The organism is Hydrogenophaga sp. (genome assembly GCF_030373225.1).
In the GTDB taxonomy this organism is placed as follows: domain Bacteria; phylum Pseudomonadota; class Gammaproteobacteria; order Burkholderiales; family Burkholderiaceae_C; genus Hydrogenophaga.
Window position 1 is genome coordinate 140,902 of sequence record NZ_JAUCZG010000004.1, and the last position, 25,674, is coordinate 166,575.

General features: G+C 64.3%; 29 protein-coding genes and 1 tRNA gene. 22 read left to right on the plus strand and 8 right to left on the minus strand.

What is annotated here, in order from left to right; translation table 11 throughout:
* The first annotated feature begins 37 nt into the window (after positions 1-37).
* The 8 genes from ccoS to QUV35_RS03890 all read left to right on the plus strand — a co-directional run bounded on the left by ccoS (position 38) and on the right by QUV35_RS03890 (position 5,511).
* Positions 38-175 carry a cbb3-type cytochrome oxidase assembly protein CcoS gene (gene ccoS / locus QUV35_RS03855; protein WP_300871013.1) on the plus strand — a complete coding sequence of 46 codons (138 nt, stop codon included), beginning with the start codon at positions 38-40 and terminating at the stop codon, positions 173-175.
* Between the two features lie 79 nt (positions 176-254).
* Positions 255-1,700, plus strand: a complete 1,446-nt coding sequence (gene ccoN / locus QUV35_RS03860; RefSeq protein WP_300871014.1) for a cytochrome-c oxidase, cbb3-type subunit I — start codon at positions 255-257, stop codon at positions 1,698-1,700.
* Positions 1,701-1,713: 13 nt separating this feature from the next.
* Entirely contained in the window at positions 1,714-2,340 is a 627-nt protein-coding gene (ccoO, locus tag QUV35_RS03865; protein WP_300871015.1) for a cytochrome-c oxidase, cbb3-type subunit II, read from the plus strand.
* Between the two features lie 16 nt (positions 2,341-2,356).
* Positions 2,357-2,494, plus strand: a complete 138-nt coding sequence (locus QUV35_RS03870) for a cbb3-type cytochrome c oxidase subunit 3 (protein WP_300871016.1) — start codon at positions 2,357-2,359, stop codon at positions 2,492-2,494.
* 46 nt (positions 2,495-2,540) lie between these two features.
* A complete protein-coding gene (gene ccoP / locus QUV35_RS03875; RefSeq protein ID WP_300871017.1) occupies positions 2,541-3,458 on the plus strand; it encodes a cytochrome-c oxidase, cbb3-type subunit III in 918 nt (305 codons plus the stop codon).
* A gap of 90 nt (positions 3,459-3,548) precedes the next feature.
* Positions 3,549-4,922, plus strand: a complete 1,374-nt coding sequence (ccoG, locus tag QUV35_RS03880) for a cytochrome c oxidase accessory protein CcoG (RefSeq protein WP_300871071.1) — start codon at positions 3,549-3,551, stop codon at positions 4,920-4,922.
* 36 nt (positions 4,923-4,958) lie between these two features.
* Positions 4,959-5,249 (plus strand): hypothetical protein, encoded by a 291-nt coding sequence (locus QUV35_RS03885; protein ID WP_300871018.1) that lies wholly within the window; start codon positions 4,959-4,961, stop codon positions 5,247-5,249.
* Between the two features lie 31 nt (positions 5,250-5,280).
* Positions 5,281-5,511 (plus strand): hypothetical protein, encoded by a 231-nt coding sequence (locus QUV35_RS03890; RefSeq protein WP_300871019.1) that lies wholly within the window; start codon positions 5,281-5,283, stop codon positions 5,509-5,511.
* 47 nt (positions 5,512-5,558) lie between these two features.
* On the opposite strand, the gene fnr is transcribed toward QUV35_RS03890, so the two are convergent.
* Positions 5,559-6,278 (minus strand): fumarate/nitrate reduction transcriptional regulator Fnr, encoded by a 720-nt coding sequence (gene fnr, locus QUV35_RS03895; RefSeq protein WP_300871020.1) that lies wholly within the window; start codon positions 6,276-6,278, stop codon positions 5,559-5,561.
* A 148-nt stretch (positions 6,279-6,426) separates the two neighbouring features.
* Between fnr and hemN the strand changes: the two genes are divergently transcribed.
* Positions 6,427-7,806, plus strand: a complete 1,380-nt coding sequence (gene hemN / locus QUV35_RS03900; protein WP_300871021.1) for an oxygen-independent coproporphyrinogen III oxidase — start codon at positions 6,427-6,429, stop codon at positions 7,804-7,806.
* Between the two features lie 66 nt (positions 7,807-7,872).
* The gene (locus tag QUV35_RS03905) at positions 7,873-8,544 is read left to right on the plus strand and encodes a sulfite exporter TauE/SafE family protein (RefSeq protein WP_300871022.1); all 672 of its coding nucleotides are present in this window, start codon (positions 7,873-7,875) and stop codon (positions 8,542-8,544) included.
* Position 8,545: 1 nt separating this feature from the next.
* Here QUV35_RS03905 and QUV35_RS03910 read toward each other — a convergent pair whose 3' ends face one another.
* Complete coding sequence (locus QUV35_RS03910) at positions 8,546-9,466, minus strand: DMT family transporter (RefSeq protein ID WP_300871023.1); 921 nt, start codon at positions 9,464-9,466, stop codon at positions 8,546-8,548.
* Positions 9,467-9,815: 349 nt separating this feature from the next.
* On the opposite strand from QUV35_RS03910, the gene aceA reads away from it, so the two are divergent.
* The 10 genes from aceA to QUV35_RS03960 all read left to right on the plus strand — a co-directional run bounded on the left by aceA (position 9,816) and on the right by QUV35_RS03960 (position 19,744).
* Entirely contained in the window at positions 9,816-11,147 is a 1,332-nt protein-coding gene (gene aceA / locus QUV35_RS03915; RefSeq protein ID WP_300871024.1) for an isocitrate lyase, read from the plus strand.
* A gap of 261 nt (positions 11,148-11,408) precedes the next feature.
* Positions 11,409-13,316 carry a threonine--tRNA ligase gene (gene thrS, locus QUV35_RS03920; RefSeq protein WP_300871025.1) on the plus strand — a complete coding sequence of 636 codons (1,908 nt, stop codon included), beginning with the start codon at positions 11,409-11,411 and terminating at the stop codon, positions 13,314-13,316.
* A 108-nt stretch (positions 13,317-13,424) separates the two neighbouring features.
* On the plus strand, positions 13,425-14,036 hold the full coding sequence (infC, locus tag QUV35_RS03925; protein ID WP_300871072.1) for a translation initiation factor IF-3: 612 nt from the start codon (positions 13,425-13,427) through the stop codon (positions 14,034-14,036).
* 184 nt (positions 14,037-14,220) lie between these two features.
* Positions 14,221-14,424, plus strand: a complete 204-nt coding sequence (gene rpmI, locus QUV35_RS03930) for a 50S ribosomal protein L35 (RefSeq protein ID WP_069048846.1) — start codon at positions 14,221-14,223, stop codon at positions 14,422-14,424.
* 24 nt (positions 14,425-14,448) lie between these two features.
* Entirely contained in the window at positions 14,449-14,808 is a 360-nt protein-coding gene (gene rplT / locus QUV35_RS03935; RefSeq protein WP_069046248.1) for a 50S ribosomal protein L20, read from the plus strand.
* 121 nt (positions 14,809-14,929) lie between these two features.
* Positions 14,930-15,982, plus strand: a complete 1,053-nt coding sequence (gene pheS / locus QUV35_RS03940; RefSeq protein WP_300871026.1) for a phenylalanine--tRNA ligase subunit alpha — start codon at positions 14,930-14,932, stop codon at positions 15,980-15,982.
* A 137-nt stretch (positions 15,983-16,119) separates the two neighbouring features.
* Positions 16,120-18,549, plus strand: coding sequence for a phenylalanine--tRNA ligase subunit beta (gene pheT / locus QUV35_RS03945; protein ID WP_300871027.1), 2,430 nt, complete (start codon positions 16,120-16,122; stop codon positions 18,547-18,549).
* 25 nt (positions 18,550-18,574) lie between these two features.
* Positions 18,575-18,901, plus strand: a complete 327-nt coding sequence (locus QUV35_RS03950; RefSeq protein ID WP_300871028.1) for an integration host factor subunit alpha — start codon at positions 18,575-18,577, stop codon at positions 18,899-18,901.
* A gap of 274 nt (positions 18,902-19,175) precedes the next feature.
* The gene (locus tag QUV35_RS03955) at positions 19,176-19,631 is read left to right on the plus strand and encodes a MerR family transcriptional regulator (protein ID WP_300871029.1); all 456 of its coding nucleotides are present in this window, start codon (positions 19,176-19,178) and stop codon (positions 19,629-19,631) included.
* A 36-nt stretch (positions 19,632-19,667) separates the two neighbouring features.
* Positions 19,668-19,744: transfer RNA gene (locus QUV35_RS03960), tRNA-Pro, on the plus strand.
* A gap of 58 nt (positions 19,745-19,802) precedes the next feature.
* Here QUV35_RS03960 and QUV35_RS03965 read toward each other — a convergent pair.
* The gene (locus tag QUV35_RS03965) at positions 19,803-20,279 is read right to left on the minus strand and encodes a hypothetical protein (protein WP_300871030.1); all 477 of its coding nucleotides are present in this window, start codon (positions 20,277-20,279) and stop codon (positions 19,803-19,805) included.
* A 132-nt stretch (positions 20,280-20,411) separates the two neighbouring features.
* Between QUV35_RS03965 and QUV35_RS03970 the strand changes: the two genes are divergently transcribed.
* Complete coding sequence (locus QUV35_RS03970) at positions 20,412-22,436, plus strand: PAS domain-containing sensor histidine kinase (protein ID WP_300871031.1); 2,025 nt, start codon at positions 20,412-20,414, stop codon at positions 22,434-22,436.
* A gap of 3 nt (positions 22,437-22,439) precedes the next feature.
* Here QUV35_RS03970 and QUV35_RS03975 read toward each other — a convergent pair whose 3' ends face one another.
* From QUV35_RS03975 to QUV35_RS03985, 3 genes are read right to left on the minus strand one after another with little or no spacing between them, the layout of a single operon-like run.
* Entirely contained in the window at positions 22,440-22,994 is a 555-nt protein-coding gene (locus tag QUV35_RS03975; protein WP_300871032.1) for a pyridoxamine 5'-phosphate oxidase family protein, read from the minus strand.
* Between the two features lie 21 nt (positions 22,995-23,015).
* Positions 23,016-23,270, minus strand: coding sequence for a TIGR03643 family protein (locus QUV35_RS03980; RefSeq protein WP_300871033.1), 255 nt, complete (start codon positions 23,268-23,270; stop codon positions 23,016-23,018).
* Positions 23,267-23,431 (minus strand): hypothetical protein, encoded by a 165-nt coding sequence (locus QUV35_RS03985; RefSeq protein ID WP_300871034.1) that lies wholly within the window; start codon positions 23,429-23,431, stop codon positions 23,267-23,269. The genes QUV35_RS03980 and QUV35_RS03985 overlap by 4 nt, the downstream gene beginning before the upstream one ends.
* Before the next feature lie 80 nt (positions 23,432-23,511).
* Between QUV35_RS03985 and QUV35_RS03990 the strand changes: the two genes are divergently transcribed.
* Positions 23,512-23,835 (plus strand): ATPase with chaperone activity, encoded by a 324-nt coding sequence (locus QUV35_RS03990; RefSeq protein WP_300871035.1) that lies wholly within the window; start codon positions 23,512-23,514, stop codon positions 23,833-23,835.
* Here the strand turns inward: QUV35_RS03990 and QUV35_RS03995 are convergent.
* Positions 23,832-25,019 carry an MFS transporter gene (locus QUV35_RS03995; RefSeq protein ID WP_300871036.1) on the minus strand — a complete coding sequence of 396 codons (1,188 nt, stop codon included), beginning with the start codon at positions 25,017-25,019 and terminating at the stop codon, positions 23,832-23,834. The genes QUV35_RS03990 and QUV35_RS03995 overlap by 4 nt on opposite strands.
* 36 nt (positions 25,020-25,055) lie before the next feature.
* Positions 25,056-25,610, minus strand: a complete 555-nt coding sequence (locus QUV35_RS04000; protein ID WP_300871037.1) for an NUDIX hydrolase — start codon at positions 25,608-25,610, stop codon at positions 25,056-25,058.
* Positions 25,611-25,674 lie beyond the last annotated feature (64 nt).

Below are 25,674 nucleotides of genomic sequence, written 5' to 3' on the forward strand. Positions count from 1 at the left end.
GTCGCACCCCTCCCAAGATTTCGAGACCACAAAGCCCATGGACGTCCTGTACTTGCTGATTCCCCTGTCCGTGCTGCTCGTGTTCGGCATCATCGGCCTGTTCTGGTGGGCCTTGCAGGCGGGGCAGTTCGACAACATCGAGCGCGAAGGTGAGCGGATTCTCAAAAGCGATTGAGCCCGATTGATGTAAGTCAAGGCGCCGCGTGGTGCCAGTGAAGACACTACAACCAGTGACATTTGTGAGGAGTTTCAGCATGTCCGTGACAAACAAGGCCAGCCAGTCGGCGGTCTACAACGACAAAGTGGTGCGGCAGTTCACCATCATGACGGTGGTGTGGGGAGTGGTGGGGATGCTGGTGGGCGTGATCATTGCCGCCCAGCTCACCTGGCCAGAGCTCAATCTGGGTATTGAATGGTTGTCTTATGGCCGCCTGCGGCCACTGCACACCAACGCGGTGATCTTCGCGTTCGGTGGCTGCGGCCTCTTCGCTGCCAGTTACTACGTGGTGCAGCGAACCTGCCAGACCCGGATCTTTTCCGACGGGCTGGCGGCCTTCACCTTCTGGGGTTGGCAGCTGGTGATCGTGCTCGCCGCGATCACGCTGCCCCTGGGCCTGACGCAAGGCAAGGAATACGCTGAACTCGAGTGGCCGATCGACCTGCTGATTGCGGTGGTGTGGGTGGCCTACGCGGTGGTGTTCTTCGGCACCATCGGCAAGCGCAAGGTGCGCCACATCTACGTGGCCAACTGGTTCTTCGGCGCTTTCATCCTGGCCGTGGCCATGCTGCACATCGTCAACAGCGCGGCGCTGCCGGTGGACGGCTTCAAGTCCTACTCGGCTTATGCCGGTGTGCAGGACGCGATGGTGCAGTGGTGGTATGGCCACAATGCGGTGGGTTTCTTCCTCACCGCCGGTTTCCTCGGGATGATGTATTACTTCATTCCGAAGCAGGCCGAGCGTCCCGTGTACTCGTATCGCCTGTCGATCGTGCACTTCTGGGCGCTGATCTTCACCTACATGTGGGCCGGTCCCCACCACCTGCACTACACCGCGCTGCCCGACTGGACGCAATCGGTGGGCATGGTTTTCTCGCTGATCCTGCTCGCACCGAGCTGGGGCGGCATGATCAACGGCATCATGACGCTCTCGGGCGCCTGGCACAAACTGCGCGACGACCCGATCCTGCGTTTCCTGATCGTCTCGCTGTCCTTCTACGGCATGTCGACCTTTGAAGGCCCGATGATGTCGATCAAGACGGTCAACGCCCTGAGCCATTACACCGACTGGACCGTGGGCCACGTGCACTCGGGCGCCCTGGGCTGGGTGGGTCTGGTGACCATGGGATCGATGTACTACCTGATCCCGCGCCTGTACGGCCAGAAGAAGATGTATTCGGTGCCCGCGATCGAACTGCACTTCTGGGTTGCCACCATCGGCATCGTTCTCTACATCGCGGCCATGTGGATCGCCGGTGTGATGCAGGGCCTGATGTGGCGCTCGATCAACCCCGACGGCAGCCTGACCTACACCTTCGTCGAATCGGTGAAGGCCACCTATCCCTTCTATGTGATTCGCCTGCTGGGTGGTGCGCTCTACCTCGGCGGCATGCTGGTGATGGCCTGGAACACATTCATGACGGTCAGGAACGGACAGGTGCCCGAAGTGCGCATTCCTGCTGTCAACCCTGCCCACGCCTGAGGACAAAAACACCATGGCCAACCAAGAAAAGCCCCTGGGTTTCACGCACGAGCGGATCGAAACCAACAACTTCCTGATGATCGTGCTCATCGTTCTGGTGATCGCGGTCGGCGGACTGGTGGAGATCGTTCCGCTGTTCTTCCAGAAGTCCACCACCCAGCCGGTGGAAGGCCTCAAGCCCTACACCGCGCTGCAGATCGCCGGGCGCGACATCTATGTGCGAGAAGGTTGCTACAACTGCCACTCGCAGATGATCCGGCCGCTGCAGGCCGAGACGCTGCGGTACGGCCACTACTCGCTGGCCGGCGAGTTCGTTTATGACCGACCCTTCCAGTGGGGCAGCAAGCGCACCGGTCCCGACCTGCACCGTGTGGGCGGTCGTTACAGCGATGAATGGCACCGTGTCCACCTGATCAACCCGCGCGACCTGGTGCCCGAGTCGAACATGCCCGCCTACCCATGGCTGGAGAAGAAGACCGTCAACGAGGCCGGCATTCCGCGCCGCATGGAGGTGTTGCGCACCCTGGGCGCGCCCTATACCGACGAAGAGATCGCCGCGTCCACCGCAGACGTGAAGGGCAAGTCCGAGCTCGACGCGCTCATCGCCTACCTGCAGGTGCTCGGCACCGCGATCAAGTAAGCCCACGGAGGACAGCATGGACATCAACGACCTGCGCAGCATCGTCACCCTGGTCAGTTTCCTGACCTTCCTGGGCATCGTGGTCTGGGCCTGGTCGAAGCGGAACAAGGAACGCTTCGACGAGGCTGCCCAGCTGCCTTTCCAGGACGAGTGAGCGCTACGAACGACCCCGACGAACACGTCAGAACAAGAGAAACATCATGAGTGACTTCACCAGCGAATTCTGGTCCTGGTACGTGGCCGGGCTGACCCTGGCCAGCATCCTGGCCTGCGCAGTCCTGCTCTGGATCAGCGGCACCACCAAGGTCAAGGCACGGGACGACAACACCACCGGGCACGTGTGGGATGGCGACCTGCAGGAAATGAACAACCCGCTGCCACGCTGGTGGGTGTACCTGTTCATCATCACCGTGATCTTTGCGCTGATCTACGGTGTGCTCTATCCCACCTTCGGCAAGTACGAAGGCGTGCTGGGCTGGTCCTCGCAGGGCCAGCACCAGGCCGAGGTGGACAAGATGCAGCAGGACATCGCACCCATCTATGCGCGCTTCAATGGTCTGTCGCCCGAGCAGCTGGCCGGCGATGCGCCTGCGATGGCGGTGGGCGAGCGCCTGTACATGAACAACTGCGCCCAGTGCCACGGCTCGGACGCCCGCGGAGCCCGCAGCTTTCCCAACCTCACCGACGGCGACTGGCTCTGGGGCGGCGAACCCGCTGCCATCAAGACCACGCTGCAGCAGGGCCGCAACGGCGTGATGCCGGCGCTCGGCGCTGCGGTGGGCACGCCGGACGATGTGCGCAACGTGGCGCATTACGTCATGAGCCTGTCGGCCACGCCGCACGACTCGGTTCGAGCCTCACAGGGGCGGGCCAAGTTTGCTGTCTGTGCCGCCTGCCACGGTGCCGATGGCAAGGGCAACACCGCCCTGGGCGCACCCAACCTGACCGACGGCATCTGGCTGCATGGCTGGGGCGAGGAGGCCATCACCCGCGCCGTGAACAACGGCATCAACAACCAGATGCCTGCGCAGGCGGGCAAGCTCAATGAAGACCAGATCCATGTGCTGACCGCCTACATCTGGGGTCTGTCCAACAAACCCGCCGCCGCCACCAACTGACCGAGATCGACGTTCCCCGTGTCCCAAGCCAGCCCCCCCGCCAAGCCCCCAGCCACCGTCATTCCCATCGTTCCCGTTGACGACGAAGTGATGGTGTCGCTGTACGCGGCGAGCCAGAAGATCCAGCCCCGCTCGGTGGCGGGTGTGTTCTCCAACTGGCGCTGGGTCACGGTGTGGATCACGCAGATCGTTTTCTACGGCCTGCCGTGGCTGGAGTGGAACGCCCGTCAGGCCGTGCTGTTCGACCTGGAAGTTCGCCGCTTCTACATCTTCAGCCTGGTGCTGTATCCGCAGGACTTCATCTACCTGACCGGCCTGCTCGTCATCTCGGCGCTGTCGCTGTTCCTGTTCACCGCGGTGGCCGGGCGCCTGTGGTGCGGCTATGCCTGCCCACAAACGGTCTACACCGAAATCTTCATGTGGATCGAGAAGAAGGTCGAAGGCGACCGATCGGCCCGCCTGAAGCTGGACGCTGCGGGCATGTCCGCTGCCAAGTTCGGCAAGCGCGGACTCAAGCACGCGCTGTGGATCGCTGTTGCGCTGTGGACCGGCTTCACCTTTGTGGGCTACTTCACGCCGATCCGCGAGCTCGCGGCCCTGTCGCTGGCCGCGTCGCTCGGGCCCTGGCAGACCTTCTGGATTTTCTTCTACGGTTTCGCCACCTATGGCAACGCCGGCTTCATGCGCGAGCAGGTGTGCAAGTACATGTGCCCCTACGCCCGCTTCCAGAGCGCCATGTTCGACAAGGACACGATGATCGTGACCTACGACGAGAAACGCGGCGAGCCGCGCGGTGCGCGCTCCAAGAAGGCCGACCCGGCGGCACTGGGGCTGGGCTCCTGCATTGACTGCACCCTGTGCGTGCAGGTGTGTCCAACCGGTATCGACATCCGCAAGGGACTGCAGTACGAGTGCATCGGCTGCGCCGCCTGCATCGACGTCTGCGACGACGTGATGGACAAGGTGGGTTATCCGCGCGGCCTCATCAAATATTCGACCCAGCACGGCATGGAGCAGGGATGGAACACCCGCCAGATGCTCATGCGTGCCCTGCGCCCGCGTGTCTTGGTGTACTCGACCATCCTGCTGGCGATCACCGCGGCGGTGGGCGTGAGCCTGTTCCTTCGCACGCCGCTGCGGGTGGACGTGATGCGTGACCGCGGATCGCTCGCGCGCATGGTGGAGCAGGGCCGCATCGAGAATGTGTACCGCCTGCAGATCATGAACGCCACCGAAGAGACGCAGCGTTATGCCATCACCGTGTCCGGCTTGCCCGGCATCACGATGGATCCGGCGACCGAGGTCGAGGTGCTGCCCACGGAGGTGCGCTCGGCCGCGGTGCGGGTGCAGATCCCGCCGGGTGCCGCGAGCACCGGCTCGCACCCGATCCAGTTCGAGATCCACTCCACCGGCGACGAGGTGGCCCGGGTGACCGAAAAAGCCGCCTTCCTCGTGCCACGCTGAACAACCCCGCCCAGAATGCCTCACCAGGAAAAAGCCATGAACCGAGCCAACACCGCGACCCGATCCACTCCCGCACCTGCCTGGTGGCGCACACCCCAGGCGTGGCTGGTGTTTGGCCTGCCGGTGCTGGGCGTGGCCGCGAGCCTGACCGCCGCTTTCTTCGCCATCAATGGCGCCGATCCGGTGCTCAACAAGGTCGACTACCAGCGCGACTACAAGGCCGCGCAGGCCCTGCAGGGCCAGGCACGCATCGACGCGCTGGCCAAGTTGCAGCCGGCGCACCAGGCGCGCAACAACGCAGCCTCACCCGTGATTGCGGCCGAGTGATTCACCGCAACGACAACCGGGAGACCAGCCCATGTGGGGAAAACGCCTGATGTGGATCGCATGGCCCGCCTTTCTGGTGGCGGCCGTGCTCGAGATGGTGGTGTTCGCGCTCGTGGACCCGAGCGACCTGCACTGGTTCGGCTCGCCCCTGGCGCTCTCGCGCGAGGCCGTCTACACGCTGGCGTTTTTCGTGTTCTGGGGCTTGACCATGGCGTCCAGTGCACTCACCACGCTGCTGGCCTTGCCGCCTTCCGAACTCTGAACGGTTGCCGCCGGGCCACCCCGAGGCGGATCAGCCACCGTGGGGCCTTATGAACAGGTCTGCGGGTTGACGATCTGACGCAGGCCTTCAACGTTCTTGATGTGGACGTAGCGCTGTTTCACATCGATGATGCCGTCTTCCACGAACTTCGAGAAGGTGCGGCTCACGGTCTCGAGCTTCATGCCAAGGTAGCTGCCGATTTCCTCGCGCGTCATGCGCAGAACGAACTCGGATTGCGAAAACCCGCGCGCGTGCAGGCGCTGCACCAGATTCAGCAGGAACGCGGCCAGTCGCTCCTCGGCCCGCATGCTGCCCAGCAGCAGCATCACACTGTGGTCGCGCACGATCTCGCGGCTCAGGATCTTGTGCACGTGGTGCTGCAAGGTGGTGAACTCGCGGGACAACTCCTCGACCTGGTCGAACGGCATGATGCAGACTTCGGCGTCTTCGAGGGCAATGGCGTCGCACGAGTGGTGGTCGCTGACGATGCCGTCCATGCCGATGATCTCGCCCGTCATCTGGAAGCCGGTGACCTGATCGCGGCCGTCGGCCGTGGTCACGCAGGTCTTGAAAAAGCCGGAGCGCACGGCGTAGAGCGAACTGAACTTGTCGCCCACATTGAACAGCGCCTGGCCCCGTTTGACCCGCTTGCGGGTGGAGATCACGCGGTCCAGCTTGTCCATCTCGTCAGGGTTCAGACCCATGGGCAGACAGAGTTCGCGCAGGTTGCAGCTGGAGCAGGCAACTTTGATCGAGTGGGCATCCATACAGAATCCGGAAAGGTGTGACAGACGACAGCATACCCCGGTGGGGTGTCGCTGGCCAAAACCCCCGGCGCGAATGCGCCTCTTGATGAAGATCAAGGGGTGGGAAAGCGACCTGCTGCACAGTGGCCCCATTGATCTGGAGACACCCGTGAGCCATACCATTTCCGACGACCTGCTGCGCCGTTTCGACGTTCCCGGGCCGCGCTACACCTCGTACCCCACCGCCGATCGTTTTGTCGAAGCCTTCACCGAGCAGGACTACATCCAGGCGCTGGAGCAGCGCAAGGCGGGCTCGATGGCGCTGCCGCTGTCGCTGTATGTGCACATTCCGTTTTGCGAATCGGTCTGTTACTACTGCGCTTGCAACAAGGTGATCACCAAGCACCACGAGCGCGCCGCCGAGTACCTGCGCTACCTCACGCGCGAGGTCGAGTTGCAGGTGGCGCATTTCGGCCTTGGCCACAACGTCTCGCAGCTGCACCTGGGCGGCGGCACGCCGACCTTTCTGTCGGATGCCGAGCTCGAAGACCTCATGACCATGCTGCGCTCGCACTTCACGCTGGTGCCCGGCGGCGAGTACTCGATCGAGGTGGACCCGCGCACGGTGACCGAAGAGCGCCTGCGCACGCTGGCGCGCCTGGGTTTCAACCGCTTGAGCTTTGGCGTGCAGGACTTCGATACGGCCGTCCAGAAAGCGGTGCACCGCATCCAGCCCGTCGAGCAGGTCTTCGAGCTGGTGGCCGCCGCCAGGCGCATCGGGTTCGAGTCGATCAATGTGGACCTGATCTACGGACTGCCCATGCAGACGCCCGAGTCGTTTGCGCGCACGCTCAAGCAGGTCAACGAGCTGCGGCCCGACCGCATCGCCCTGTACGCCTATGCACACCTGCCATCGCGTTTCAAGCCGCAGCGGCGCATCATCGCCGCCGAGCTGCCCAGTGGGGGCGCCAAGCTGGCCATGTTGTCCGCCTCGCTCGATGCGCTGCAGGACGCCGGCTATGTGTATGTGGGCATGGACCACTTCGCGCTGCCCACCGACGCACTGGCCGTGGCCAAACGCCAGGGTCGGTTGCACCGCAACTTCCAGGGCTACAGCACCCAACCCGATTGCGACCTGATCGCGCTCGGCGTGTCGGCGATCGGCCGCATCGGCGCCACCTACAGCCAGAACGCCAAGACATTGGAGGAGTATCGCGACATGCTCGACCAGGGGCGCCTGCCGATCGTGCGCGGTCTGGCGCTCTCGCGCGACGACCTGCTGCGCCGCGCCGTGATCATGTCGCTGATGTGCCAGGGCGAGCTGCAGTTCGAGTCGATCGAGCTCGGTCACCTGATCGACTTCAAGAGTTATTTCGCCCGCGAGCTGGAGGCCCTTGAAGGACTCACCGAGCACGGCCTGGTGCGGCTGGACCCGTCGGGCCTGCAGGTCACCGAAGCCGGCTGGTACCTGGTGCGTGCCATTGCCATGGTGTTCGACAAATACCTGCGGGTGGACCAGGACCGGGCGCGCTTCTCCAAAATCATCTGAGCGCCATCCCCCGCTCGTTGGCGGGGTTGAACCCTCTGCGGTCCGCTGCTGCACTACATTGACCCCATGCAAACTTCGATGGCGATCACGGCCCTGTTCATGGGCGTGGTGGGTGGCCCCCACTGCGTGGCCATGTGTGGCGCGGCCTGCGCCGGCATCAGCAGAGCCGCGGGTGCCCGCAGCACGCAGGCTCTGTGGACCTTCCAGCTCAGCCGCATGGTCGGGTACGCCTTGTTCGGGGCCTTCGCTGCCGGGTCTGTGCAGGGTCTGGCGTGGCTGGGCACCAATACCGCGGTGATCCGTCCGGTGTGGACCTCGTTCCATGTGGCGGCCTTGCTGCTGGGCGTGACCTTGCTCTGGCGCGCCCGCCAGCCCGCCTGGATCGAAACCATGGGACAGAACATCTGGCGCAAGGCCCGCCCCGTGCTCGCGTCCATGGGCCAGCGCGCGCCCGTCGTGCTCGGCGTGGCATGGGCGCTCATGCCCTGCGGGCTGTTGTATTCGGCGCTGCTGGTGGCATCGCTGTCGGCCAATGCGCTGGAGGGCGCGGCCATCATGGCCTTGTTCTCCATCGGAACGTCGATCTCGCTGACCGCGGCGCCGTGGCTGCTGCTCCGGTTGAACGGGGCGCGTTCCGGCGCCTGGGGCATTCGCCTGGCCGGCCTGGCGCTGGCCGCAACGTCCGGATGGGCGCTGTGGATGGGCCTGACCCAACCCACAGGCCTTTGGTGCCTCTGAGTCAGGCTGGCGACTGACGGCGCTCGGGCAGGGTGGCCAGTACCAGCCCCAGCAGCGCGATGCCGAAGGCGATCAGCTGAAGGCTTGTCAGGCGCTCGCCCATGAACAGCACGCCAATGGCTGCAGCACTCAGCGGCAGCATCACGGTGAACACGCCGGCCTGCGACGCCGGGACGGTCCTGAGGCCGGTCATCCACAGCCACACCGTCCACACGCTGGCCGCCAGCGCGTAAAACACCAGCAGTGCCCAGATCGGCGGGTTGACGGTGGCGAAGTCGAACGACCAGGCGGCCCACATTCCGAAGGGTGTGACCAGCGCAAAGCCCCACAGGTTGATGATCGCGGAGATGCGTTTTGGGCCCAGGCCCTCGGTCAGGCGCTTGCCGATCACCACGTAAGAAGCCTCGCACACCACCGCCGCAAACACCAGCAGGTTGCCGAGCAGGGCCCGGCTGATCCCCCATGGGCCGCTGGCGTCCGCAACCGCGCCGCCGTCGACCTTTTGCAACGAAAAAAGACCAATGCCCAGTGCCGCGCAGGCGATGCCGGCCGCGCTGCGCCAGCCGATGCGCTCGCGCAGGAACAGCCAGCTCAGCACCGCCACCACCGCCGGGATGGACGACATGACCACACCGGCCGCCACCGCTGTGGTCATGCTCACGCCAAACAGCATGCAGATGGAAAACAGGAAGTTGCCGAGGAAGGATTCAAGGAACAGCAGCCGGCGCGTGTGGGGTGTGATCGGTGGTTCGCCCGGCGGCTTCTTCAACCAGCGCAGCATGGCCAGGCCACCAATGCCGAAACGCAGCCAGGCCAGCAGAAAGATCGGGAACACGAGTACCAGGGGCTTGGACAAGGCCACGTAGCTGCCCACCAGCGTCATGCTCAGCGCCAGGCTGCCGTAGGCCCACCAGCGGTTCAAGGAAGTGAGAGGGTGCACGTGAAGAGGATTCGGTTCCGAAGGTGGGCCGGATCATGCCCGAGCCGGCGCAGGAGGAGTTTTCGGGATGAGAGACGCTCTTTTCTCATTGTGAAAAATGAGAATGCTGCGCTGCAGAAAAATTTCTCGATACAAGAAAGAAGATTTCGCATTGAGGGAAAGAAGAAAAACATTGTTGATAAACATAGAAAAACTTTTTCTCTTATATAAGACATAAGAGCTTTCAAAACTCTTCTATAAGACTTAAAGTCAAGGCACTGGGCACCGGAACGCAGCCTGCCTGCAGCCAACCGGCGCCAACCCTGTTTCATCAACCTCACGGAGTATCCCCATGCCTCAATCCCTCACCGAGCAACTGAGCCGCCAGCAGCAAATCGAAGCCCTGGAAAAAGACTGGGCGACCAACCCCCGCTGGAAGGGCGTCAAGCGCGGCTATTCCGCGGCCGACGTCGTGCGTCTGCGCGGCAGCATGCAGATCGAGCACACGCTGGCCAAGCGCGGCGCCGAGAAGCTCTGGGACAAGGTCAACGGCGGCGCCAAAAAAGGCTATGTGAACGCGTTCGGCGCGATCTCCGCGGGCCAGGCCATGCAGCAGGCCAAGGCCGGCCTTGAGGCCGTGTACCTGTCGGGCTGGCAAGTTGCCGCTGACGGCAACACCAGCGAAACCATGTACCCCGACCAGTCGCTCTACGCCTACGACTCGGTGCCCACCATGGTTCGCCGCATCAACAACACCTTCAAGCGCGCCGACGAGATCCAGTGGGGACGTGGCGTCGAGCCGGGCAGCCCGGAGTTCATCGACTACTTCCTGCCCATCGTGGCAGACGCCGAGGCCGGTTTCGGTGGTGTGCTCAACGCCTTCGAACTGATGAAGAACATGATCGCCGCCGGTGCGGCCGGCGTGCACTTCGAAGACCAGCTCGCCGCTGTGAAGAAATGTGGCCACATGGGTGGCAAGGTGCTCGTTCCCACGCAGGAAGCCTGCGAGAAGCTGATCTCCGCGCGTTTCGCAGCCGACGTGATGGGTGTGTCCACCATCGTTCTGGCCCGCACCGACGCAGAAGCCGCCAACCTGATCACCAGCGACCATGACGCCAACGACAGGCCTTTCCTGACCGGTGAGCGCACCCAGGAAGGTTTCTACCGCGTCAAGAACGGCCTGGAGCAAGCCATCAGCCGTGGTATCGCTTACGCCCCTTACGCCGACCTGGTGTGGTGCGAGACCGGCGTGCCCGACATCGGCTTCGCCCGCGAGTTCGCCCAGGCCGTGCAGGCCGCCTGCCCGGGCAAGCTGCTGTCCTACAACTGCTCGCCATCCTTCAACTGGAAAAAGAACCTCAACGACACACAGATCGCCTCGTTCCAGGAAGATCTGGCGGCGCTCGGCTACAAGTACCAGTTCATCACGCTGGCCGGCATCCACATCAACTGGTTCAACACCTTCCAGTTCGCCCACGCCTACGCCCGCGGCGAAGGCATGAAGCATTACGTGAACATGGTGCAGGAACCCGAGTTCGCCGCGCGCGACAAGGGCTACACCTTCGTGTCGCACCAGCAGGAAGTGGGCGCCGGTTACTTCGACGACGTGACCACCGTGATCCAGGGCGGCTCCTCCAGCGTGAAGGCCCTGACCGGCTCGACCGAAGAAGAGCAGTTCCACTGACATCCCCGAGTCCGCCCCAGAGCGGCTGGAGGAGACAAGGAGCCCGGGCCAGTCCCGGGCTTTTTTTCGTCCAGGCTCTTTTATGTGAAAATTGCGGTCTGTTTGACACAGCAAGAGCGAGAAAGGCAATCTGGTTATGACACCGCGAACTCAGGAGACTTCCCTCCCGGCCTTGTGAGGCCTGCAGTTCGCGCCTGCCCGATTCCCTTTCGACCCACACCAGCGCGGCCCCTGCCGCGCTTTTTGTTTTCTGGACTCCCCATGTTGCACATCACGCTCCCCGACGGTTCACAACGCGAATTTCCTGGCCCTGTCACCGTGGCCGACGTTGCCGCTTCGATTGGCAGCGGCCTGGCCAAGGCCGCACTGGCCGGCAAGATCGACGGCAAGGTGGTCGACACCAGCTTCCTCATTTCGCAGGACAGCCCGCTGTCCATCGTCACCGCCAGGGACGCCGATGGCCTGGAAGTCATCCGACACTCCACGGCCCACCTGCTGGCCTACGCGGTGAAGGAGTTGTTTCCCGATGCGCAGGTGACCATCGGGCCGGTGATCGAGAACGGCTTCTTCTACGACTTCTCGTACAAGCGGCCTTTCACCCCCGACGATCTGGTGGCGATCGAGAAGCGCATGACCGAGCTGGCAGCGAAGGACGAACCCGTGGTGCGTCGCGTGTTGCCGCGCGACGAAGCGGTGGCGCATTTCAAGGGCATTGGCGAACACTACAAGGCCGAGATCATCGCCAGCATCCCGAGCAACGAAGACGTTTCGCTCTACCGCGAAGGCGCCTTTGAGGACCTCTGCCGCGGCCCTCACGTGCCCAGCACCGGCAAGCTCAAGCATTTCAAGCTCATGAAGGTCGCCGGCGCCTACTGGCGCGGCGACCACCGCAACGAGATGTTGCAGCGCATTTACGGGACGGCCTGGGCCACCAAGGACGAACTGCAGCAGCACCTGACCATGATCGAAGAGGCCGAGAAGCGCGATCACCGCAAGCTCGGTCGCGAACTCGATCTGTTTCACATCGACGAGCACGCGCCGGGTCTGGTGTTCTGGCACCCCAAGGGCTGGACGCTGTGGCAGGAGGTGGAGCAATACATGCGCCGCGTCTACCGCGAGAACGGCTACCAGGAGGTCAAAGGTCCGCAGATCATCGACAAGTCGCTGTGGGAAAAAACCGGCCACTGGGACAAGTACCGCGACAACATGTTCACCACGGAGAGTGAAAAGCGCGAGTACGCCCTCAAGCCGATGAACTGCCCGGGTCACATCCTGATCTACAAGCAGGGCATCAAGAGCTACCGCGACCTGCCGCTGCGCTACGGCGAGTTCGGCCAGTGCCACCGCAACGAGCCCAGCGGCGGCCTGCACGGCATCATGCGCGTGCGCGGTTTCACCCAGGACGATGGTCACATCTTCTGCACCGAAGAGCAGATCCTGCCCGAGTGCCTGGCCTACACGGCGCTGCTGCAAAAGGTCTACGCTGACTTCGGCTTCAAGAACATCATCTACAAGGTCGCCACGCGACCTGATGCCCGCATTGGATCCGACGAAGTCTGGGACAAGGCCGAGCACGCGCTGATGGAGAGTTTGCGTGCCTCGGGTTGCGAGTTCGAAATTTCCCCTGGCGACGGTGCCTTCTACGGCCCGAAGATCGAGTACACGCTGAAAGATGCGATCGGGCGCCAGTGGCAGTGCGGCACCATGCAGGTCGATTTCTCCATGCCCGAGCGCCTGGACGCCGAATACGTGGGTGAAGATGGTGCGCGCCACCGTCCCGTGATGCTCCACCGCGCCATCGTCGGCAGCCTCGAGCGTTTCATCGGCATCCTGATCGAAGAACACGCCGGCGCGCTGCCCACCTGGCTCGCCCCGGTGCAGGTGGCGGTGCTCAACATCACCGACGCGCAGGCCGATTACTGTCGGGAAATCGCGAAATCTCTGCAGAATCAAGGGCTTAGGGTCATAACCGACCTGCGCAACGAGAAAATCACGTATAAAATACGAGAGCACGCGTTGCAAAAGCTGCCTTTTATCGTTGTCGTGGGCGACAAGGAGAAAGAAGCTGGCGCCGTGGCTGTGCGGGCTCGAGGTAACAAAGACCTCGGTGTCATGTCGCTGGAAGCCTTTTCCAAACTGATCGCGGCAGACGTTTCATCCAAGGTTTGATTTCAAACATCCCGGTTGATGCCCATGCTGCTGTGGCGCACCTCATGTGCATGCGGGCGGCCGAGGGGCCGCCCTTTCGCCTGACCAGCCCACACCAAGGAACTCACCATAGCTACCAACTTTCGCGACCGCCGCCAACGTGAAGAGCGCGCACACCGACTGAACCGAGAAATCATGGCTCCCGAGGTTCGCCTCAACGGACCTGAAAACGAGCCCCTGGGCATCGTCAGTCTGTCAGAAGCGCTTCGCATGGCCGGTGAACTGGACGTCGACCTGGTTGAAATTGCGGCCACGGCCGTGCCTCCCGTGTGTCGCCTGATGGACTACGGAAAGTTCAAGTACCAGGAGCAGAAGAAGGCGGCAGAAGCCAAGGCCAAGCAGACGGTCATCGAGATCAAGGAAATCAAGTTCCGGCCCGGTACCGATGACGGCGACTACAACATCAAGATGCGCAACATCCGGCGCTTTCTGGACGATGGTGACAAGTGCAAGATCACGCTGCGATTCCGCGGTCGTGAGATCACCCACCAGGATCTGGGTCTGGCGTTGTTGAACCGCATCCGTGACGAGTTGGCCGATTCGATCATCGTGGAGCAGTTTCCCAAACTGGAAGGCCGCCAGATGATCATGATGATCGCCCCTGGTCGCAAGAAGACCGGTGGCGGTGCGGCGAAAGCCGTCGAGGCGGCAGCGCCCGCGGCAGGACAACCGGCGGCCTGAGGCCGGCGGCAGGTACAACAGCATTGGATGGGCGGGGTAGTCTCCCGCCGGTCCGAGGCGCTGGCCGAAAGGCCGGACGCCGAAACGGAAGGCCGAGAGGTTTTCCATCAAAAGTGGCTCGGGGCCTACAAGTCTGCGGAAGGTTCGCAGCGCCTCACGAGCACAAACGAAAAGGAGCATGAAGATGCCCAAAATGAAGACCAAGAGCAGCGCGAAGAAGCGTTTTCGCGTTCGTCCCGGTGGCACCGTCAAGCGCGGTCAAGCCTTCAAACGTCACATCCTGACCAAGAAGTCCACCAAGACCAAGCGCCACCTGCGTGGAGCAGTCACCGTGCATGAGACCAACATGGGTCACATGGCACAGATGCTGCCCGGCATGGGTATTTGATCAACGACGAACAGGAGAACACACATGCCTCGCGTCAAACGTGGTGTCACGGCTCGCGCCCGACACAAAAAAGTACTGGCTCTGGCCAAAGGTTTCCGCGGTCGCCGCGGCAACGTCTTCCGCATCGCCAAACAGGCGGTGATGAAGGCAGGGCAATACGCCTACCGCGATCGCCGCACCAAAAAGCGTGTCTTCCGTCAGTTGTGGATTGCCCGTATCAACGCCGGTGCTCGCGCATGCGGCATGACGTACAGCCAGTTCGCCAACGGTCTGAAGAAGGCTTCGATCGAAATCGACCGCAAGGTTCTGGCCGATCTGGCCGTGAACGACCCGGCTGCCTTTGGCAGCATCGTGGAGCAAGTCAAAGCCAAGCTGGCCGCTTGATTCACGACAGGGACACCGCGTCACCGCGGTGATCTCCGGTCGCTCAAAGGGGTTGAGGCTTGAGGGAATTCCCTCGCTGGCTTCAACCCCTTTTTTCATTGGCAACGATTCAAGTACACACATGAACGAGTTGGACGCACTGGTCGACAGCGCCCGCGCAGCGTTTGCGCAGGCCACCACCCCGGCCGATCTTGAAAACGCCAAGGCCCAGTACCTGGGCAAGGCCGGTCGCATCACCGAGTTGATGAAGGGCATGGCTGCATTGCCGGTCGACGAGAAGAAGACCCGCGGTGCGGCCATCAATCTCGCCAAGCAGTCCATTGAAGCGTTGCTGACAGAGCGCCGCCAGGCGCTGGCCGATGCCGAGCTGCAAGTTCAGCTCAAGGCCGAGGCGCTGGACGTGACCCTTCCGGGGCGGCAGCGTGGGCAAGGTGGCCTGCACCCGGTGAGCCTGACGCTGGAGCGCATCGAAGCCATCTTCGGCTCGATGGGCTTCGAGGTGGCCGAGGGCCCCGAGATCGAATCCGACTGGTTCAACTTCACCGCACTGAACACGCCCGAAGACCACCCGGCGCGCTCGATGCACGACACGTTTTATGTGGAAGGTGGCAGCGAGAAAGCGCCCAACCTGCTGCGCACCCACACCAGCCCGATGCAGATCCGCCACGCGGTGCAGCATGTCAAGCGCCACCGCGCTGCGCTCGATGCGGGCCAGCCCATGCCCGAGATCCGGGTGATCGCGCCCGGGCGCACCTACCGCGTGGACAGCGACGCGACCCATTCGCCCATGTTTCACCAGTGCGAAGGCCTGTGGGTGGGTGAGAACGTGAGCTTCAAGGACCTGAAGTACGTCTTCACCGATTTCTGCCGCACCTTCTTCGAATCGAACGATCTGGTGCTGCGCTTTCGCCCCAGCTTTTTTCCGTTCACCGAGCCCAGTGCCGAGGTCGACATCCAGTTCCAGAGCGGGCCGCTGGCTGGCCGCTGGCTCGAGGTGGCCGGCTCTGGCCAGGTGCATCCGAACGTGGTGCGCAACATGGGTCTGGACCCCGAGAAATACATCGGCTTTGCCTTCGGCATGGGCCCTGACCGCCTGACCATGCTGCGCTACGGCGTGAACGACCTGCGCCTGTTCTTTGACGGCGACGTCCGCTTTCTGGCCCAGTTCCGCTAAAACATGCACACCCCTGCGCCGCTTCGCGGCACCCCCTCAAGGGGTCAACACCTGCAGCCCGTCCCGAGCTTGTCGAAGGGCGGCTCTGCGGTGTTCCCGACACAAGTCCTTGCCAAGCCACCGTACTGAGTCGTTCCATGCAATTCCCAGAATCCTGGCTTCGCGCCTTCTGCAATCCGCCCCTGACCAGCCAGCAACTGGCCGACACCTTGACCATGGCCGGTCTGGAGGTGGAAGAACTGCAACCTGTGGCGCCGCCGTTCTCCAAGATCGTTGTGGGTGAGATCAAGTCCGCCGAGCAACACCCGAATGCCGACCGCCTGCGCGTGTGCCAGGTGGATGCAGGGCAGGGCGGCCTGCTCAACATCGTGTGTGGTGCGCCCAATGCCCGCGTGGGCATCAAGGTACCGTGTGCGCTGGTGGGTGCGGCGCTGCCGCCGGGAGAAGACGGCCAGCCCTTCCTGATCAAACTGGGGCAACTGCGTGGCGTGGAGAGCCAGGGCATGTTGTGCTCGGCGCGCGAACTCAAACTCAGCGAGGATCACGCAGGCCTGCTGGAGTTGCCGTCCGACGCTGTGGTGGGGCGCGACATCCGCGAACAACTGCAGCTCGACGACATGCTGTTCACCCTCAAGCTCACGCCCAACCTCGCGCATTGCCTGAGCGTTTACGGCATCGCCCGCGAGGTGTCTGCGCTCACCGGCTCACCCCTGATCGAACCCCGGTTTGAAGTGGCCCCTGTCTCGTTGCAGGACCGCCTGCCGGTCACGGTGAGCGCCCCTGACCTCTGCGGCCGTTTCACCGGGCGCGTCGTGCGCGGCGTCAACACCCGGGCCGCCACCCCCGCCTGGATGGTGGAGCGCCTGGCGCGCTGCGGCCAGCGCAGCGTCTCGCCGCTGGTGGACATTTCCAACTATGTGATGTTCGAGCTGGGCCGCCCCTCGCACATCTTTGACCTCGACAAGATCCACGGTGGCCTTCAGGTGCGCTGGGGTCGCGAAGGAGAGTCGCTCAAGCTGCTCAACGGCAACACGGTTTCGGTGGATGCACAGGTGGGCGTCATCGCCGACGACCAGGCGGTGGAATCGCTGGCCGGCATCATGGGCGGTGATGCGACCGCGGTGTCCGACGACACGCAGAACATCTACATCGAGGCCGCCTTCTGGTGGCCCAAGTCCATTGCCGGTCGCTCGCGCCGCTTCAACTTCTCCACCGACGCCGGGCACCGGTTCGAGCGAGGCGTGGACCCGTCGACCACGGTCGAGCACATCGAGCGCATCACACAACTGGTGCTCGAGATCTGCGGCGGGCAGGTCGGACCGATGGACGACCATGTGGTCAACCTGCCGCTCGCCAAGCCGGTGACGCTGCGCGTGGCGCGCGCGAACAAGGTCATCGGCATGCCGCTCACCCAGGCGCAGTGCGCCGGCGCCTTGCGCCGTCTCGGTCTGGCTTTGCAGGAGGGCGAGGGCACGATCACGGTCACGCCGCCGGCCTACCGCTTCGACCTCCAGATCGAAGAAGACCTGATTGAAGAAGTGGCTCGCATCGTGGGCTATGAGCAGTTGCCCCAGACCCCGCCGCTGGCACCGATCACCGCCAGGATCCGCCCCGAAGCCCGGCGCGGCCCGTTCGCGCTGCGCCGCCTGCTGGCCCAGCTCGGTTACCAGGAAACCATCAACTTCAGCTTTGTCGAGGATCGCTGGGAGCGAGAGCTGGCCGGCAACAACGATCCGGTCCGGCTGCTCAACCCGATCGCGAGCCAGATGAGCGTGATGCGCTCCTCGCTCATCGGCAGCCTGGTGGCCGTGCTCAAGTTCAACCTCGACCGCCGCGCCGAACGTGTCCGGCTGTTCGAGGTGGGGCGCGTGTTCCTCAAGGACGCCTCCGTGCCCGACAGCGACACCAGCGTGGCCGGTTTCCACCAGCCCATGCGGGTGGCTGGCTTGAGCTTTGGTCCGGTGGACACGCTGCAGTGGGGAACTGCCGAGCGCGTGGCCGATTTCTTCGATGCCAAGGGCGACGTGCAAGCCCTGCTCGCGCCGCTGCAGGCCGAGTTCCGTGCTGAAGAACATCCCGCCATGCACCCCGGTCGCTGCGCCAGTGTCTGGCTGCAGGGCCGTTGCATCGGGCATGTGGGTGAGCTGCACCCCCGCTGGCGACAGTCGTACGAGCTCGCACAGGCGCCCGTGCTTTTTGAACTGGAGCTGGACGCGGTGCTGGCCAGAGACGTTCCGGCCTATCAGGCCGTGGGTCGCCACCAGGCCGTTGAGCGCGATCTGGCCATCGTGGTCAAGGAGAACGTGACACACGCCGCAGTGGTCGAGGCCATTCGCGCCCCGCAGAATGCCTGGCTGCGCGACGTGGTGCTGTTCGACGTCTATCGCCCCAGGAAGCTGTCGGAAGGCGTCGCGCCCGGGGCCTTGGCCGCAGACGAAAAAAGCCTCGCGGTGCGACTCGTGCTCAACCGCGACGACGCTACACTGACCGAGGAAGAGATCGAGGCCACTGTGAAAGCAGCGCTCGAATCGTTGCAAATGCGTGTGGCCGCCCGGCTGCGCGCCTGATCGAACCAGGATGGAGAAGCCCCGCATGGAACTCGCTGTTGAAAGCCTGGAAACACCGGCACTGACCAAAGCCCAGTTGGCCGAAATGCTGTTCGACCAGATCGGTCTGAACAAGCGCGAGTCCAAGGACATGATCGATGCCTTCTTCGATCTGGTCACGGACAGCCTGGTGGAAGGCACGGATGTGAAGATATCGGGCTTCGGCAATTTCCAGATCCGCACCAAGGCACCACGCCCTGGGCGCAATCCCCGCACGGGTGAGCCCGTGGCCATCGAGGCCCGGCGCGTGGTCACCTTCCACGCCAGTCCCAAGCTCAAGGAACAGGTGCAGACCGCCATCATCGGCGCCTGAACCCCGCTTCCTGTCCGCTGCGCCTTCGCATTGGCGCGAACGCGTTTTCTGGCACAGACCCATCGGCCAGGCCGTTGTTGGCTTCAGGTCTGGTCGGGCCGGCTGCCAGCCTGCTGCCAGCCTGCTACAGGCGGTTGGCTTGTGCGTCCAGACGGTCGCGCCCACGCGCCCTCGGTGTCGTTTGCAACACTTCTCACAGAATTCCACCTTCGCCTGCGCACGCCTGCACTTGTTAGAGTAAATTCAAGCTTCGGTCTGTACCGCCTTGATTTTCATGGAAAAAACGCTCCCGCCCATCCCAGCCAAACGCTACTTCACCATCGGTGAGGTGGGCGAATTGTGTGGTGTCAAGCCGCACGTGCTGCGTTACTGGGAGCAGGAGTTCACCCAGTTGCGTCCGATGAAACGGCGGGGCAACCGGCGCTATTACCAGCACCATGAGGTGCTGATGATCCGCCGCATTCGGGAGCTGCTGTACGACCAGGGGTTCACGATCAGCGGGGCGCGCAACAAGCTGCAGGAACTGGTCCAGGCCGAGCGCGAGAGGCGCCGCGGCGAAGACGAGGACGAAGCGATCGACGTCATCGATCTCGATGCCGTGATCCACGAGCAAGCTCCGGCGTTGAGCACTGAAAAGTCGCGCGACGTGTTGCCAGGAACCGGTCTGCTGGTTCACGAGGTGCGGCGCGAGTTGCTTGAAATACGCGAGCTTCTTCGGCACACCGCCTGAAAGGCGTCCCTTTGACCGCTATAATTCGACGCTTGTCGGCGTGTAGCGCAGCCTGGTAGCGCACTTGCATGGGGTGCAAGGGGTCGCGAGTTCGAATCCCGCCACGCCGACCATTGAGATCTGAAAGCCCGCTACCGAAAGGTGGCGGGCTTTTTCAGTTTCGGGCCTTGTTCAGCGAGGCCGCTCGAAGCCCGAGGCCACCCAGGCCTGCGCGCTGTCGATGCTCAGTTTGAAGGTGGGCGGCACGCTCACGCGGGCCAGCTCCTCATCGAACTCGTCGAGCGCGCTGAGGGTCGCCGTGGCGCCCTCGTCATCGGGGACGATGGCCAGCGCGATGCGCAGTCGCTTGTCGCCAACGGTCACGTTGACGTTTTTGTTCAGCTGCGCATGCAGTTGCTGCTCGGAGCGGCGGATGACTTCCCGGGCGGTCTTCACCAGTGTGTTGAAGGCATTGGTGTCGAGCGGCTTCGGATTTTTCTTGTCTCGCCCCATCGTCCAAGGGCCCACCAGGGCGGGCTCGGAGCCGCCGTCCAGGTGCATGGCGACCGCCCAGCCATCGTCGTCTTCGTTCTTGATCACCCGAGCGGTCCAGTGCCCGTCGCTCCACAGCCGGTCTTCATGGATGGGTTCGTCGCTGTCAATGGTCATGGCGGTGCAGAAGGGGAATGTGGGAGGAACCCGGCAAGCTTGCGCTGCACGAGGTCTTTGGTGGTGCTTGGATGAAAGGCACGAAGCAGTCGATACTGTAAGCAGGTGTGAACAACGTTCAGGAGACTGACCTTGAACTTCACTGTGTCTTCAGGCAAGCCGGCCGGGGGGCTGGCGATTGAGTCGGTGGCCGAGCATCTGCCGGGCGCGCTGCTGCAGTATGTGCTCGGCCCGTCGGGCGAGCAACGCATCGGCTGGATGAGCCAGGGCTGCCGGGACATCTGGGAGGTCGCGCCGCAGGCGGCCGAGCAGGATGCCGACGTGTTGTGGTCGATGGTGGATGCACGCGACCTGGTGGTTTTGAAGGCCTCGCTGGTGGAGTCGGCCTTGTCATTGAAGGACTGGGTGCACGAGTGGCGCATCACCACCCCTTCGGGCCAGCTCAAGTGGTTGCACGGCGTGGGACGGCCGCAGCGGCTGGCCGACGGATGGGTGGTCTGGAACACGGTGATTGTCGATGTGTCAGACAGCCAGCGATCCTTCGATGCCATGCGCGACAGCGAAGCACGGTTTCGCCAGCTGCTCGAGTTCGTGCCCAATGTGGCGGTGCAGGGCTATGGGCTGGATCTGACCACGCGCTACTGGAACCAGGCCTCCGAGCGCCTCTACGGCTATTGCGCCGCCGAGGCCATCGGCAAGAGTTTGCTGGACCTGATCATTCCGCCCGAGATGCATGCGGCCGTGGTGGGCGCCGTGACCGAGATGATCGACAGTGGCCGACCCATCCCCGCAGCCGACCTGACGCTGCGGCGCAAGGACGGCGCGCCGGTGGAGGTGCATTCCAGCCACGTGTACCTCGACATTCCCGGTCGCGAGCCCGAGTTCTATTGCATCGATTTCGACCTGACCGAACGCCGGGAGTCGGAGGCGATCCAGGCGTTGCCCCAGTCGCAATTGCGCGAATCGCAAAAGATGGAGGCCCTGGGCACGTTGGCCGGGGGCGTGGCACACGATTTCAACAACATCGTGGCCGCCATCATCGGCAATGTCGAGCTCGCGCTGGACGACGTGCCGTCCAACAGCCCCGCGCGCACCAGCCTGACCGAGATCCGCAAGGCGAGCCGCCGGGCGCGCGACCTGGTCCAGCAGATACTGGCGTTCAGTCGGCGCCAGCTGCTGGAGCGGCAGGTGATTCAACTGGAACAGGTGGTCGAGGAGACGGCGCGGCTGCTGCGTGCCACCCTGCCGGCCGGGGTCGAGTTGAGCCTGCATGTGGGCGCTGACGTGCCGAATGTGCTGGCCGATGCGACCCAGATCGAACAGGTTCTGCTCAACCTGTGCACCAACGCCTGGCAGGCGGTTCAGGGTCTTGGACACGGTTGCGTTTCGATCCGCCTGGAGGCGCATCGGGGCGCACCGGTGTCATCCAGGGGCACGGCCGAGTCCACGGCCGCTTCGACCGGCCAGGCGCCAGCCTTGTGGGCCAGACTGACCGTGCGCGACAACGGACAAGGCATGACCGACGAGACGCTCGCGCGCATGTTCGAACCGTTTTTCACCACCAAGCCGCCTGGCAAGGGCACGGGCCTGGGCCTGGCGGTGGTGCACGGCATCCTGCGGGACCACGACGCGGTGCTGGAGGTTGAGAGCGCGCCCGGGAAGGGATCGTGCTTCTCGGTCTTCTTTCCTGCGGTGGTGGGCGAGGCTGCGGCCGCGGCCACCGATGCCGCTCGTTCAGGACCGCTGCCCCGCACCGCGGCGCCCGGCGGCGCTCACATCCTGTACCTGGACGACGACGAGATGATCGCCTTCCTGATGGAGCGGCTGCTCCAGCGCCAGGGGTACCGCGTCACCGTGTTCACCCAGGCGGCCCACGCGCTCGCTGCGGTTCGCGCCCATGCCGAGCCCTTCGATCTGGTGATCACCGACTACAACATGCCGGGCATGTCGGGGCTGGATTTCGCCCGCGCCGTGAAGGTCTTGCGTCCTGACACCCCGGTGGCCATCACCTCGGGCTACATCTCCGAAGAACTGCGCTCGCAAGCGCCTGCGGCGGGCGTCAGCGAGTTGATCTACAAGCCCGACACAGTCGAAGAGCTGTTCGCCGCGGTGGACCGGCTGGCACAGGCCGTGCTGGGCCCGGCGCGCCCGCGCTGACCGTCAAGGCACCAGCCACTCCACGCTGCTTCCAACCAGGCGGGCCCGCCGGTGACCGTCGCGAGCAAGCTCGAGCCAGTCGAGGTGTTCGACGCGGGAGGTCACGACGGCCAGGTGGTGCGCGCCCGGGCTGGCGTCTGCGCCTGCGCGCCAGGCAGATCCCGGCGCCTGCGCGGCCAGGTAGTCCCCCGCCGCGGCCGACTGGCTGACGCGCTGCCAGGCCGCGTCGACCAGGGCGCCATCGGTGTGGACCTGCGAAACCACCCGCACGCGCAGCTGCCAGCTCAGGCGTTTGCTCCAGAAGACCAAAGCGGCCGCAGGGGCAGTCTGCAGTTCCTCCACCTTGGGGCTGCGGCTGTCGGTGAAGAAGACCAGTTGCGAGGCCGTGGCATCGGCCGCGCGAAGCACCACGGTTCGCGCCTGGGGAAGGCCATCGAGGCCGGTCGTGGCCAGCACAGGGCTGCGCCATTCGTGGTGCCGGTCCACCGTGGCGCGCTGCAGTTCGCTCCAGATGCGCTGCACCAGGTTGGCCTCGTCTGACGGGGTCGTGTTGTTCATGGTGGTGGGACGCAGCGGCGCTCAGCGGACCGCCAGGCGGCGCTGGTGCTTGGCCCCGCGGCCCTCGACCCTGCGCCTCCAAAGCCTGAACGAGCCCGCTTTCAAGGACTGCTTCATGAACCGGATGACGGCGGATTCGTCGAGCCCGAACTGGAACTGGATGGCTTCGAACGGGACGTCGTCGGCCCAGGCCATTTCAATGATCCGGGAGCGGTCGCCTGGCGTGAGTTCGCGTGGATCCAGAGGCGCCGGTGGAAGCGGTCGTGCGCCGGTCATGCCCGGTGCTCACCGGGCGCATCGTCTGCGCCGGATGCGCCGGTTTTCTCGCGCGCCTGGTGCTGTTCGCGTTCGCGGATCACCTTCTTCACGTCGTACAGCTGCCAGACACCAAACGCCAGGATGACCACAAAGATGCCGAGTTCGAGCCAGATGCCCATGGTGTGTGCCTTGTCGAGTGAGTTCGTGGTGACCGGGCTGATCGTGCCCGAAGGCCCATGCCGGTGCAATACAGTGCGGTATGTCCGACGAATCCCAGATCGATATCCCCGCCTCCTTCATCGCCCTGTACCTGTTGCCCGCGCGACAGAAGCCGAGCCTGCCGCGCGACGAGCTCCTGGCACGCTATGAACTCTGCGAAGACATGGCGCAGCTGCTGACAGAGACCGCCCGCAACATGGAGTTCAGTCTGGGGCTGGCCGGAAGCGATGTGCTCACGCGCTGCCTGTCGGGCTTGCGGGCGGAGCCCGCCGTGGTGAGTCATGACGAGTCGGTGTGGGTGGTGCGCCGGCTGGCCGAGTTGCTCGGCTGGAGCGATGCGGGACTGCAAGCACTGCCGTCCTAGCGCGCGGGGCTGGATGCACCAGAGCGCAGCAAGAGCAGCGCCGCCAGGGCGCTCAACCCCAGTCCGCCCGAGATCCACAGCGCGCCGGTCCCCCAGCGCTCGATGCACAGGCCGAACAGCAGCGGCGCAAAGGCCTGTGCCACACGCGAGGGCGCCATCATCACGCCTTGCCGCCGGCCATAACCCACCGGTCCGAAATACACCAGCGGCAGCGTGCCCTTGGCGATGGTGAGGATGCCGTTGCCCGCGCCGTGCAGCAGCGCAAACGCCGGTCCGGCCACCGGGCCGAACAGCATCCAGCAGGCCACGCCCACAGGGTGCGCCAGCGCGGCGCAGCGGGCAGACAGCAGAGGGTGCAGCCGGCGCAGAAAGCCGAACTCCAGCATGCGCCCGGCCACCTGCGCCGGCCCCACCAGGGCGCCGATGGCCACGGCCCCGGCCAGCGTGGCGCCGCTGGCCACCAGCAACTGGGGCAGGTGCGCGGCCATGGCGGTGCTGATGAACCAGGTGGCCGCAAAAACATAGGCCAGCAACCAGGCGGTGAACCTGGGCGGGGTGGGGTGCGCAGCAGGCGCATCGGCCATGCCCGCAGCCATGTCGTGTGCGGGTGCGGGCAAAGGGGCTGCCCTGGGAATGCTGGCGTTGAGCGGAAGGCCGACCACCAGGTGCAGGCCGGCCCAGGCCAGGCAGGCCCCGCGCCAGCCGAACTCGGCTTCCAGCAGGCCCGTCAGCGGCCAGCCCACGGTGCTGGCGAAGCCGGCGACGAGCGTGATGCCGGTGATGGCTCCCCGCGCCTGGCTGCCCTGCAGCCGCACCAGCGCGGCAAATGCCGCCTCGTACAGGCCGCTGCCCATGGCCAGGCCGATCAGCAGCCAGGCCAGCATCAGCGTGACCGTGCCCTGCACCAGCGCCAGGCTGGCCAGACCGAGCGCGAACAGCACGCTGGTGCCCATGAGCACCGGGCGCCCGCCCCAGCGGTCGATGGCGCGGCCGGCGAACGGGCCCAGCGCGGCCGAGGCCAGCAGGGCCAGCGTGAAGGCGATCCAGACCTGCGAGACCGGCAGGCCCAGGCCGTCGGCCATGGGCCGGGCCAGCAGGGCAGGCAGGTAGTAGGTGGAACCCCAGGCCAGGGTCTGTGCGGTGCCCAGGCGCAGCACCAGGGGCCAGGAACGGGGAGTCGTCATGGGCTTGGGCGGTGCAACCCGTGCCGCGCCCGAAGGTCAGGCAATGTCGAAGGCGTGGAAACCGAAACGCCCCTGGCGCCGGTCGGCGAAATAGTGTTCCAGCGTTTCCCTGACGGTGCGAAACGCGATCTCTTCCCAGGGAATCTGCTCTTCGGTGAACAGCCGGGCTTCAATGGTTTCGTGTCCGGGGTGAAAGATGTCGCTGAGCAGGCGGGCGCGGTAATAGATGTGCACCTGGCCGACGCGTGCCACGTTCATCAGCGTGAAGATCTCACCCATCTCAAACTGCGCACCCGCTTCCTCGTCGGTCTCGCGGGCCGCGCCTTCGGCGGTGGTCTCGTTGAGTTCCATGAAGCCGGCCGGCAAGGTCCATTTGCCGAACCTCGGTTCGATGTTGCGCTTGCACAGCAGCACGAACTGACCACTGTCGCCCCAGACCGGCACCGTGCCCACGACATTGAGCGGGTTGTCGTAATGAACCAGCTGACAGGCCGGGCAGACCGCGCGGGTTTTGGTGTCGCCGTCGTCGGGCAGACGCAGCACGACGGCGGTGCCGCAGTTGCGGCAGTGTTTGGCGGGGGGGCGAAGCATGCCGGCAGTTTAGCGGGCCGGTGTGTCGACGAAAAAAAGCCGGGCCAAGGCCCGGCTTCTCCCA